Annotated in this window: 8 protein-coding genes and 3 pseudogenes; 7 read left to right on the top strand and 4 right to left on the bottom strand. The window is 46.9% G+C overall.

The window, feature by feature from the left end; all coding sequences use genetic code 11:
* Positions 1 to 224 (bottom strand): annotated as a pseudogene (locus QUA47_RS28585) (phytanoyl-CoA dioxygenase family protein); the annotation flags it as partial.
* Between the two features lie 223 nt (positions 225 to 447).
* Here QUA47_RS28585 and QUA47_RS28580 point away from each other — a divergent pair.
* Positions 448 to 555, top strand: a pseudogene (locus QUA47_RS28580) (IS1 family transposase); the annotation flags it as partial.
* A gap of 240 nt (positions 556 to 795) precedes the next feature.
* Here the strand turns inward: QUA47_RS28580 and katG are convergent.
* Entirely contained in the window at positions 796 to 3,024 is a 2,229-nt protein-coding gene (katG, locus tag QUA47_RS28575; protein WP_333433265.1) for a catalase/peroxidase HPI, read from the bottom strand.
* 648 nt (positions 3,025 to 3,672) lie between these two features.
* Here katG and QUA47_RS28570 point away from each other — a divergent pair.
* The gene (locus QUA47_RS28570) at positions 3,673 to 3,855 is read left to right on the top strand and encodes a hypothetical protein (protein WP_333433264.1); all 183 of its coding nucleotides are present in this window, start codon (positions 3,673 to 3,675) and stop codon (positions 3,853 to 3,855) included.
* 270 nt (positions 3,856 to 4,125) lie between these two features.
* Here the strand turns inward: QUA47_RS28570 and QUA47_RS28565 are convergent, their stop codons facing one another.
* Positions 4,126 to 6,891, bottom strand: coding sequence for a tetratricopeptide repeat protein (locus QUA47_RS28565; RefSeq protein ID WP_333433263.1), 2,766 nt, complete (start codon positions 6,889 to 6,891; stop codon positions 4,126 to 4,128).
* Between the two features lie 141 nt (positions 6,892 to 7,032).
* On the opposite strand from QUA47_RS28565, the gene QUA47_RS28560 reads away from it, so the two are divergent.
* The 3 genes and pseudogenes from QUA47_RS28560 to QUA47_RS28550 all read left to right on the top strand — a co-directional run.
* Complete coding sequence (locus QUA47_RS28560; protein WP_333433262.1) at positions 7,033 to 7,320, top strand: hypothetical protein; 288 nt, start codon at positions 7,033 to 7,035, stop codon at positions 7,318 to 7,320.
* Between the two features lie 25 nt (positions 7,321 to 7,345).
* The gene (locus tag QUA47_RS28555) at positions 7,346 to 8,002 is read left to right on the top strand and encodes a hypothetical protein (protein ID WP_333433261.1); all 657 of its coding nucleotides are present in this window, start codon (positions 7,346 to 7,348) and stop codon (positions 8,000 to 8,002) included.
* Positions 8,003 to 8,054: 52 nt separating this feature from the next.
* Positions 8,055 to 8,384 (top strand): annotated as a pseudogene (locus tag QUA47_RS28550) (IS1 family transposase); the annotation flags it as partial.
* 157 nt (positions 8,385 to 8,541) lie between these two features.
* On the opposite strand, the gene QUA47_RS28545 reads toward QUA47_RS28550, so the two are convergent.
* Positions 8,542 to 9,327: an ATP-binding cassette domain-containing protein gene (locus tag QUA47_RS28545; RefSeq protein WP_333433260.1), complete on the bottom strand. Its 786-nt coding sequence runs from the start codon at positions 9,325 to 9,327 to the stop codon at positions 8,542 to 8,544.
* A 653-nt stretch (positions 9,328 to 9,980) separates the two neighbouring features.
* On the opposite strand from QUA47_RS28545, the gene ssuE reads away from it, so the two are divergent.
* Positions 9,981 to 10,538, top strand: a complete 558-nt coding sequence (ssuE, locus tag QUA47_RS28540; RefSeq protein ID WP_333433259.1) for an NADPH-dependent FMN reductase — start codon at positions 9,981 to 9,983, stop codon at positions 10,536 to 10,538.
* A gap of 33 nt (positions 10,539 to 10,571) precedes the next feature.
* Complete coding sequence (locus QUA47_RS28535) at positions 10,572 to 11,606, top strand: sulfonate ABC transporter substrate-binding protein (protein ID WP_333433258.1); 1,035 nt, start codon at positions 10,572 to 10,574, stop codon at positions 11,604 to 11,606.
* Positions 11,607 to 11,859: the final 253 nt, after the last annotated feature.

Raw genomic sequence — 11,859 nt, 5'->3', positions numbered from 1 at the left:
TCAGCAGCTAAACAAGCTGCAATTTCCTGACGAGCTTGCCAAACCTCTTGAGAGTTAAGAAAGGCTTTTAAGTATAAGTAACCGTCTTGTTGCATCCTCCGTCGCAATTGCTCTGGCTGTGCGAGTACATCGGAGGAATTCCTTAGATAACCAAAAGCCTCCTCACGGCAATCTAGTTCATAACCTAGGGAACTTAGGGCTGTTTTTGCTTGTCTAATTAGCATCGTGGCTACCCGTTTAAGCCGGGACAGTAGAAACTTCAGTATTCAACAGATGTGCAGGATAATACCTTTACCTTCGGTGGATTATCCGTCAGCTCTGCTGGATAACACCCTAATTTTAAGGGATTAAACAGAAACTTTGCAGGTTAAGTCCGGGTTATTGGGTGTTATCTGTCACTTTTGCTGAATATTATCTCCTATATCGCTCTTATTCAGCATTAACCTAATGTCACACTTCGTAAGAAAGATTCTCTCATTTTCTAAAAAGTTAGAAAACCATATTGGTGCTATTTGGTATTTAGTCCATCATTACAACTCGACTTTGAGGCAATAAATATTCAATCACTACATATTTACTACTACCCCGATACCATTGGCACATCTTACAACGTGACTAATATCGCGTTCATGTTTCTAAACAGCTTTGGCATCAGGGCCTAAAGCCCAGAGCGGTGTTTCCAGACAAGTTGAAACGCCGCTCTCATTTTTGTCTCTAGCTTCTACCCGCATTTAGGATTGCCGCGGGTTAACGTAGCTTCGATCTGAGATCGCCGACGATCGGTTGAAGTTACGCCTAGAAACTCCTGGCAGAGGTTTTCGCTAAGACTGTGCGAAGGTCATAGCGGTCAAGGTTCATCACCTTGTCCCACGCCGCCACAAAGTCATTGACAAACTTCTGCTGCGAGTCCACACATCCGTAGACTTCCGCCAGGGCGCGGAGCTGAGAGTTTGAGCCGAAGATGAGGTCAACACGGGTAGCAGTCCACTTCAGGTCGCCTGTTTTGCGATCGCTCCCCTCGAACTCATACTCATCTTCAGAGGTCGCCTTCCACGTCGTACCCAGGTCGAGCAGGTTCACGAAGAAGTCATTGGTCAACGTCTCTGGTTGATGGGTGAAGACGCCGTGTTTAGACCCTCCAAAGTTTGTACCCAGGACGCGCAACCCGCCCAGGAGAACCGTCATCTGAGGAGCTGACAGGGACAGCAACTGCGCCCGATCGACCAGTAGCTCTTCGAGCGATTCGCTATGTTTGCCGCTCGTGTAGTTGCGGAACCCGTCTGCGGTTGGCTCAAGCACCGCGAAGGACTCGACATCCATTTTTTCTTGCAGCGCATCCGTGCGTCCCGGCTTGAAGGGAACCGTCACATCGTGACCGGCATTTTTCGCCGCTTGCTCAATGCCCGCGCATCCGCCCAGAACGATCAGGTCAGCGAGCGAAACCCGCTTGCCGCCAGACTGCGAGCTGTTAAACTCCTGTTGAATTCCCTCCAGGGTTTGCAGCACTGTTGCCAACTGCTCTGGCTGGTTGACTTCCCAATCCTTCTGCGGCGCGAGACGAATGCGCCCCCCGTTCGCTCCACCGCGCATATCGGAGCAGCGGAACGTTGACGCCGACGCCCAAGCAGTCGAAACGAGTTGGGAGACAGACAGTCCCGAAGCAAGAATCTTGCCCTTGAGGGCAGCGATGTCCTGCTCATCAATCAATTCATGATCGACTGCGGGAATGGGATCTTGCCACAAGAACTCTTCCTGGGGAACCTCTGAACCGAGATACCGCGATCGCGGTCCCATGTCGCGATGCGTCAGCTTGAACCACGCCTTGGCAAACTGCTCGGCAAACTCATCCGGGTTGTCGTGGTAACGTCGCGCAATCTGGTTGTAGATGGGGTCCATCTTCATCGCCATATCTGCCGTGGTCATCATGGGGGCGTGCCGTTTCGACGGATCGTGCGCGTCGGGTACCGTACCCGCACCCGCGTCGCCCTTGGGCTTCCATTGCCACGCACCAGCGGGGCTTTTCGTCAGCTCCCAGTCATATTTGAACAGGGTTTCGAGATAGCTGTTGTCCCACTGCGTCGGAGTGGGAGTCCATGCGCCTTCGATACCGCTGGTGATCGCATCGACGCCGACACCCGTGTTAAAGGCGTTCTTCCAGCCGAGGCCCTGATCGATGATGGTGGCACCCCCAGGATCGGCACCTACGTGCGTCGCCTCGCCCGCACCGTGACATTTGCCGAACGTGTGCCCACCGGCGGTGAGCGCGACTGTCTCCTCGTCGTTCATCGCCATCCGACCAAAGGTGTCGCGAATATCGCGCCCTGAGCCGACCGGATCGGGCTCGCCGTCTGGCCCTTCCGGGTTCACGTAGATCAGTCCCATCTGAACGGCGGCGAGGGGATTCAGGAGCACCCGATCGCCTTCGTAACGCTCATTGCTGAGCCAAGCTTTCTCAGAACCCCAGTAGATGTCTTCCTCTGGCTGCCAGACATCCACGCGCCCACCGGCAAAACCCAACGTCTTGAAACCCATCGACTCAAGCGCGCAGTTGCCGGCGAAGATCATGAGGTCGGCCCACGAGATTTTCTTGCCGTATTTCTGCTTGATTGGCCAAAGCAACATACGCGCTTTGTCGAGGTTGGCATTGTCTGGCCAACTGTTGAGCGGCTCAAACCGCTGGCTACCCGAACCCGCGCCGCCGCGACCGTCGCCAATACGATATGTGCCGGCGCTGTGCCAAGCCATGCGGATGAAGAGCGGCCCATAATGACCGTAGTCGGCTGGCCACCAGTCCTGGGAGGTGGTCATCAGCTCGTAGATATCTGCCCTCAAGGCAGCTAAGTCAAGACTCTTGAACTCCTCAGCATAGTTGAACGCCTCACCCATAGGATTGGCCTGGGGGGTGTGCTGGTGGAGGATGCTCAGATTCAAATAATTCGGCCACCAGTCTCGGTGCGACGGCCTATGACGAGGCTGAGATTTCTGACCGCCGCCCGTAAATGGGCATCCACTTCCGTTGCTCATAGTATTTTCCTATCGAGGTGTGTGGGTAGGTTTTTTGATGTACTGCGGGTATTGCCAACAAATAGCATTATGGTAATTACTGGGATAATAGATAAGCAAATAATCTAAGAGAAATATAATCAACGTTATGATTTGAAACAATAGATTTGTAATTTGAAACAAACGGTTATTATTAATAACCCAAGAGTGAGCCTGTACGCGCTCTGGTTGAGCGCGGTCACTTTCCACAAAGCTTACATGGTGCTGAGACACCCGCGACGGTGTAACGACTAGGGTTAATTTATCCAAAATTTTTTTGTGGTTAGTAGTTCAGGGTAAACGCATCTAATTTCTAAATTCCCATATATAGCGTTTGAGTAGAGACAAAAGCGCTACAGGTGGAAAAACTGTTCTCAATAAACAACAATAAAGCCGAGTTATTGCTCTAAAACCCCTCGTTATTGACAAGATGCGTTTACCCTGGTTAGTAGTTGAGAGTGATGTACGCAGAGAATCTGACCTGCGTCGTTTGGAAAAGAACCTGAAAAAGGCTCGCACAGAAAAGGAAACAAATCGTCAAGCGGTTGGAAAACATTACCCGGTGCTTCGATCGCACCTTAAGCTCCTTCATGTTGGCGGTATGCACATCTGACGATCCAGTTCCTCCGGGTGGGCTTGGTGTTGGACGAGTTAAACGTCTGTTTCTTTCTTAACGAAGCTTGGTTTGTCCAGGTGACTCACGACAAGCATCCATATTGGATGGAAGTAATTCCTGACGAAGCATTATCTCCAGTACCACCATCACAGTTATCGGTAGAGGATGGTGAAGACGATTTGGACATCCCGTTCTAGTTGACTTGGACAAAACTTTGGCAGCTTCTCAGTAACTCTTTCCTCGTAATGGATTACACTCAACTTGAGCAACTACTCACCGCTTCGCGCGTGGCTTGAGGCAAATCGAGTAACTTATGTAATGGTGCCTCTAGCAACTGGGTGGAAGAAACCAAGACGTAATCCTATACAATTTCATCCATCCAGCTTTGAATCTTGCTAATCAGCTTTGGTGGGTCAGGTTGAATATCCTTGGTTGTTCAAGCGAATTTTGTTCGTGCAGCCGTGATTTTAATTGTCCGAGTCAAGGACAGCACGGAGCCTTGCCAGATGCTCAGCAATGACAACAGTATTATTATGCTCAGTACCTAACCGTTGTACACAAATCTCTAGAGCTTGCCCTAACAGGGATTCGGCTTCACTGTAGCGTCCTTGAGCCTGGTAGAGCAATGCCAAATTATTCAGGCAAATTGCCGTATGAGGATGAGCGTTACCAAACAGGCGTTGCAACAGTTCTATGGCTTGACAATAAAGGGGTTCAGCTTCGCTATAGCGTTTCTGTTCACGGTAGATTTCTGCTAGATTATTCAAGCTTACTATGATATCTGGATGGTTATCTCCTAGTAAGCGTTTGCACAGGTTCAAGGCTTGGAGAGCTAAGGATTCAGCTTCACTGTAGCGTCCCTGACGTAGGTAGAAACTTGCCAAATTGTTCAAGCTGAGTGCCACCTGTGGATGGTCGTTACCAAACAGGCTTTGCCGAAGTTCTAGTGCCTGCACAAAGAGGGATTTGGCATCGCTAGAGCGTTCCTGATGAAGATAGCAGCTTGCCAAATTATTTAGGCTATCTGCTACATCAGGATGCTTGTCACCCTGTAGATGCCTTGAGAGTTCAAGGGACTGCTCTAACAAAGGTTGGGCTTTACTATAGCGTCCCTGCTCACAATAGAGCGTTGCTAAATTATTCAGGCTGGTTGCTACATCAGGATGCTTATCACCTAGCAGATGTTTTCGGAGTTCTAATGCCTGCCGATCGCACAACTCTGCATCACTGTAGCGACCTTGACGACTATATAAAACTCCTAGATTATTCAGGCTAGTTGCCACATCAAGATGCTTATCACCTAGCAGATGTCGTCGCCATTGTAAGGCTGACAGCAAAAGAGATTCAGCTTCTTCATATCGTCCTTGGTTTAAGTAAAGGACTCCCCGCTCATTCAAGTTGCCAGCTACATGAGGATCGATATAGACTTCTGTTTGATTCTTCCCGTCTTGATCCCTAGCAAACACATCAGGATCGTCAGCACCTAGCAGAGTTTTCCTGAATTCTATTGCTTGGAGGTGTTGCCAAATTTCTGAGGCTTGTATATACAGTGGCTCAGCCTCACTGTAACGTCCCTGAGCCTCGTAACAATAGGCTAGATTCTCTAGAGTGATCGCAATATAAGGATGGACTGTGCCAAAGCGTGTTTGAACTAATGATAAACACTGTTTAGACCAATACTCTGCTTTTCCGTATAGCCCTTGACCTACATAGAATCTCATCAGTCCTTTAAAAAGCTCCGGTAAATCGTCGTCACTTAGCTCATCTGTCAAAGTTTGAGCAACTTCTGCTAGGTGAGGCACAGTTATAGCCAATGAGTCGATTAGTTCACGGGTAGGAGAGCCAGGAATTGGCTTGGCAACTGCTACCATTGCTATCACAATCCCTTGTTTTAGTTCCTTTACCTGGTCTGTCCGTTCTACTTTCTCCCAGAAGAATTCTCGAATCAGTTGATGCAGGCGGTAAGTTTCGTCACCCATGCGCTGAAGCAGATGCAGATTCAGCAGGATATCATCTCTAATCTCTTCCAAGTCTTCTGGATCTTGAGCGGATGCAGCCTGTTCCACCAAGTACCAGGGAATAGGAGCGGGGGCAAATAAACTCAGCAGACATCCCAGTTGTTTTGACTCATCATTCAATGTCTCCCAACTCAACTCAAAGGCTGCTTTCACTCCCCGTTTTGCGGTCATGTCTTCCTCTCGCTTGCAGAGCGAGCGCTCATTTAACCGCTTTTCCTCCAACCGTTGCAGCAATTCTGCCAGCGATAAATTTGCTTTCCGATCCAAATAACGTCCCACTAACTCCAAACCCAAAGGCAAAAACTCTAGCCATGCACAGAGTTTTTTAGCCTCCTCTAGTTCCTGTTGGATACGTTCTTCACCAATATGGTAAATTAACAACTTCAGAGCATCTGCTTCATCGAGAACATCTAATAGCAGAGACTCAATTGACTTACCCAATCGCTTAATCCGTGTCGTCATCAAGACTTTAAAGCGTAGTTCGACTGGCGGTAGATAAGGCTTTATTTCCCCATAATCAGTAATATCATCCAACACTACCAGCACTTCGCCAGATTCCCAGCGTCGCCAGCAGAAATCAACCTGAGTCTTTAAGTCCCAATCCTCTTGCGGATTCAGATTATCAAACTGCGATCGCGCAAACCGAACAATCTCAATCCCCATATCTGGGTTTTTAGCAGGCAACCAGCAAACCCCACCTGGGTAATTGTTTAAATGTTTTAGCGCGTATTGAATGGCAAGTTCTGTTTTGCCGACTCCACCCATGCCAGCAATAGCAGCGATCGCTACGCGATTTCCTTCCTGTAACAACTGGTGTAGCTTTTCAAGTTCACGCGATCGCCCCACAAACTCAACAACGCCAGTATGAGGAATATTCTGGGGAGGATTGGTGTAATGATTGGATAATCTATATCCAGCTTTAGCAAGTAAACCAGGAACACTACTCCAATCTACCCGCTGATTTTCTGGAAGATGAAGGATTTTGAGCAGGTGATCTTTGATTTCTCTATTTAAGGCAACTTGAACGGTCTTTTCCTTGACATAGCATTTGTTGGCAACTTCTTTGGGTTCACCTAAACAAAGCACCCCTTTCAAGTATCTCCAGGCTGCTGTGGTAATTTCACCCTTCTTTTCAGCTACTAGATTGGCTCTCAACCTTTCTATATCAAACTTTTTTGCAGCCTCGTCAAAGTTCTCTTCTGGTTGATCTGGCATAAGAGACATCCTAATTAACCGCTATCAAGTTCTTGCTGAATCAATGCTAACAAATTGCTAACTCCAGTTAGTCGATGGCTGACCCTAGCGCCGACTATCGTTGAAACATCCCATCAGACATACGTTTCAGAGATTTAGCGAATGAAAGCATTTCAACTTAGCCTACCTATTCCAGGCTGTGAACCCGTTTGCCTAGACGATCGCAACCAACCCAAAAATTCCAAGCACCGCTCACGCCCTATCGTAATTGAATCATCTTGCACCACCCAGAGAGCAGCAGCCCTTCTCGGCGTATCTACCACCACTCTCTATCGCGCCCGAAAAGAAGGCAAACCCTATCAACACAAAGCCTGGATTGCCCAAGCGATCGGTGCCAAAAACGCTTGGACAGTCTCATACACCCCGAACCAAGCCAAACCGAACAACTGATGAATGAGAAATTGGAGTAACTGCAATGAATAACAACCACTCAACCATCAACTACAACGACTGCAACTTCCACGACTCCTGTGCAACCGCAGCTTCCAACTATCCAGAATGCGATCGCCAAACAAAAACCAACACTCAAAACTTCATCATTCCCAGACAAACAGAAGTTTGGCAGTTTCTTCAAGATGAATGCAAACTGGACATCAGTCACATCTCCATCAGACCACCCTTCGATAAGTGGTGGAATATCCTCCATGAAGGCAGCCACTATGCCACTAAGCCACTAACTTATCTTACTCTGTGGCGTGAAAACGGCTCCCCTGGAGAAATCCCTAACCTAGACTGGTTCAGTGGCGATGGGATAATTAAGCCCAAAGATCCAACTCCCGATGAATGGGGATGCCGTGCTTGGTGTCTGCAAGTTCTGAAATATAAAGGCTGGAAAAATCCTCTCGATTGCCCTGACTATCCTAGAAACTGGGAAGGACACCAAACGCACAATCCTCACCTGTGGATGCGAAACAAAATTACCAGTCCTTGTCACCCATTCCAGAAAAACGGGTTTGAGCAACTAAAATCTGTCGGAATTGACGTAAATCAAGGCATCTTCCGCCCCACCAAAGAAATCAAAATCCTTGGCTTGCAACCTATTGTTGGTTGGGACTTTCCCCAAAGTGCTTAATCATTAGACCTCTTGCGAAAGTGCGATCGCTCGTCTGACTTGATAGGCTAGGCTTTATATAGGAGACCGCTCAAAAAATTTGCGTCCCAGCTCTGGCCATCTTTACCTCCTGTCGATAGACAAGGTGTTGTTTTTTATACGGATTTTTGGGAATTTTATTCAAAAGTGCTACCTTTTAAAAGACATCGACCTGTAGGCAAAGAATCCGGAAAAACCAGTCATATTCAAAGACTTAATAATACTTTACGGTCGCGATTCTCTCGTTGGGTTCGTAAAATCTTGTCTTTCTCAAAAAAACTGCTTTCACCATAGGCTGGCAATGTTTAACTGTGTACCTTACTATAATTTTTGCATAAGAAAGCGATATCATGACTGTGCATGACTACCAAACCATTTCAAGCCGAATAACTTCAGCTTGAAAAACTTTAATATTTGTGAAATCCGAGCGTTAATTAGTGGGCATTCTCCTGAGAATTTAGCATAATCAGTCAGACTAATCTACACAACTTGCTATTGAGATAATTTCTGAAAACCACCGTTTACCGAAACGCCGTTATTGCATACTTTTCTGCATCTTTACTACTTTGTTTCCGTTCCATAACGCGCTGCAAAATAGTCTCTACTTTCGCAGCAAATACAGCATTTCCTCTCTGCCTCGGTCGTGGGAGATCAATATAACAGTTCATTGCTATTTGACCATTTTCTATTAAAATAACTCGATCAGCTAGCACCACTGCTTCTTCTACGTCGTGAGTGATCAGTAGCGCGGTAAATCCTTTTTCTTGCCACAAATTTTCTAACAATTGCTGCATCTCAATACGGGTCAAAGCATCTAACGCGCCGAGGGGTTCATCAAGCAGCAGCAAGTCGGGTTCGCAGGCGAGGGCTCTTGCTAAAGAAACTCTTTGCTTTTGACCGCCGGAGAGTACAGCCGGCCAATCGCTGGCGCGATCGCCAAGCCCAACAGCGTGAAGGACTTGCATCGCTTTATAGCGAGTGCTTTCTTTGGCATTTAGTAGCCCTAATTGCACGTTGGCCAGCACTTTTTGCCAAGGTAGTAGCCGTGCATCCTGAAACATCATTCTCACTTTCGAGTTAAGTTGTTTAGACGGCTTTCCGTCTAGAAAGACCGTGCCTTGACTGGGAATTTCTAGTCCGGCAATTAAGCGCAGCAAGGTACTTTTGCCACATCCACTGCGACCCACAATGGCTACAAATTCTCCGGGATTTATTTCGAGGTTGATATCCCGCAAAATTTCAATATTTCCAAATGACTTCTGGAGTTTTACTAATTCTAAGCGCATTCCTGAGAGTCCTGATTCCATTTTAAAAAACCTCCATATATCTCACAATTCATCGCACAGGCTCATAACAATTAACAGTTAAAAGTTAAGCGCTAACTTTAGTTCGCTTGCAAAAGTTGCTGTTAAGCAAGTGTTAATGAGCCTGCTGCTCACCGATTTGGGTGAAGAGCAGATTAGCATCTCTAACTTTAATCTACTGTAAGTCAGTCAAGTTATAGTATTTTACGATTAAACAAGAGTATTGCATAGGTATTTACAAAAAGCAAGGGAATTTTTTCCCAAAATTCGGGAACTTTGATAAATAATTGTTAAGAACAAGCAAACCCTCTTCCTGTAAAGGTTCTGCTTGTTCTAGCGACCATCAGGGGTAACTTTCCTTCTCTTACTTCTGGGTGAACCCGCCTCCGGTGGCGAACCGGTTTCTGTTTTTGAGTCCGGTGAGAGTCTGCTGTATTTGGGGGAAATAACCGGACAGTTCTTTGGGCCGAGATTCGCGATCGCACAAAATTTGTATAAGAGTTATCAAACTTTACATCTCAACTTACTTGCTTTTTAAAATTGACCGTGCTAGCTTACTATCTATAAAATACGGTAAATCGGTAGAGTTACCGTAATTTTTGACTGTACCGTAAATCGTTCATTTTTAAATGAGTCAAAAATAGGAGGACTATTAAATGCCTAATGTTGTTGCGATCGCAGGTAGCCCGTCTCATCCATCCCGCTCCTTTGCGGTGCTGGAATACGCCCGCCGCGCTGTGGAGAAAGAGGGACTAAGTACGGCATCTATCAACGTCCGCGATCTCCCGCCAGAGGTATTAATTTACGGACAATTCGCGAGCCCCGACTTAAAAGCAGTCAATGATTTAGTAGTAGAAGCCAAGGGCATAATCATCGCCACACCTGTTTACAAAGCAGCCTACACAGGCGTACTCAAAGCTTACTTAGATTTGCTACCGCAGAAGAGTTTAGCTGGTAAAGTTATTCTCCCCATAGCCACCGGAGGTACGCTGGGTCACTTATTAGCAATTAACTACGCCCTCAAACCAGTGTTATCCGAGCTGGGCGCTAGTCATATCTTGGCTGGTGTCTATGTTTTAGACACGCAGATCCAAAGTTATGACGAAACAAGCGTACAACTTGAAGAGGAAACAGAACAAATACTGCGATCGCAGTTGCAAGAGTTTGTTGGTGCCCTGCAAACTGGCAAACCCGAATTAGTTGGAAGTCTCTGATTGGCAACTTAGCAACAAACAATATTATTGTTTATGCTCAAAAGACTGATTTCATTCCTCGCTCAATTATGGCGATCGCACTTTTCCCTAGCAGTGCTATTTCTATTAGGAATCGGCTTGAATTGGGCGATCGCCGCCTGTAACAATACTCCCCCCGCTACCAGCTCTGCAAGCCCCGCCGCTTCCCCCACAGCAACTCCAGCTAAGGTAGTCCGCATCGGTCATCAGAAATTCGACCCCTTCACCCTAGTCAAAGCTAGAGGCGGTTTAGAGAAACGCTTGCAGCCTCTAGGTGTATCCGTTGAGTGGAAAGAATTTCAGTCAGGCCCCCCGATGCTGGAAGCACTAAACGTCGGCAGCCTCGACATCGGGCGCACCGGGGACGCTCCTCCAGTCTTTGCCCAGGCTGCTAACGCACCTCTGCTTTACATTGGCGGTAGCGCGCCCAAAGACCGCAGTTCAGGTATTTTAGTCCCTGCTAATTCGGCAATTCAAACCCTGGCAGATTTGCGAGGTAAGAAAATAGCTTTTACAAAAGGTTCAAGTGCCAATTACCTATTAGCAAAAGCACTGAAATCCGCCGGCATAAAATGGACTGATATTGAGCCTGCTAACCTGACACCAGCCGATGCCAGAGCTGCCTTCCAACAAGGTAACGTAGATGCTTGGGCAATTTGGGACCCCTTTTATGCAGCAGCTCAAGCGCAAAAAGATGTTCGTGTTGTTAAAGATAGTAAAGGACTAGCCGCTAACCGCGATTTTTACTTAGCTAATAAGTCATTTGCTCAGCCGAATGTCAAAATCATTGACGCAATTAGAGAAGAAACTCAAGCAGTAGCGACTTGGGCTGATGCGAATCCTGAAGAAGTAGTCAAGATTCTCGCTCCCATTTTGAACGTTGATGTTTCTATCTTAGATGTAGTCACTCGACGGCGGAGTTATGGATTTGAACCGATCCAAGCTGATATGGTTGCCGAGCAACAGGAAATTGCCGATACTTTTTTTGAACTTGGCTTAATTCCCAAGCAGCTCAAAGTAGAAGAAGTAGTTTGGAAACCAGGTAATTAAAAATCCCCGCTTGTGGGTAAGTGTTGGAGACCGAGGCAGCGATATTTTTTCATAGATCCGATGTCTTAAGCTGTTACGCATTTAAATTGGAAATTCGGGACAGGCGAGAAGCCCGTCCCACAAGAGTTTTATTGATTTTTGACACACAGTTTAAATGTAGAACAGCTTAAAAATAAATAGGGCTTGCTGAATAATCGAGCGCAAACTAAGAACAGGAGCGAGGGATATATTCAAGCAGAGTTAAAGAATATTC

It is taken from the genome of Microcoleus sp. MON2_D5, from assembly GCF_036701905.1.
Taxonomy (GTDB): Bacteria; Cyanobacteriota; Cyanobacteriia; order Cyanobacteriales; family Microcoleaceae; genus Microcoleus.
Note: the sequence above shows the minus strand (reverse complement) of the source record. Positions and strands in the feature narration are given on the sequence as shown.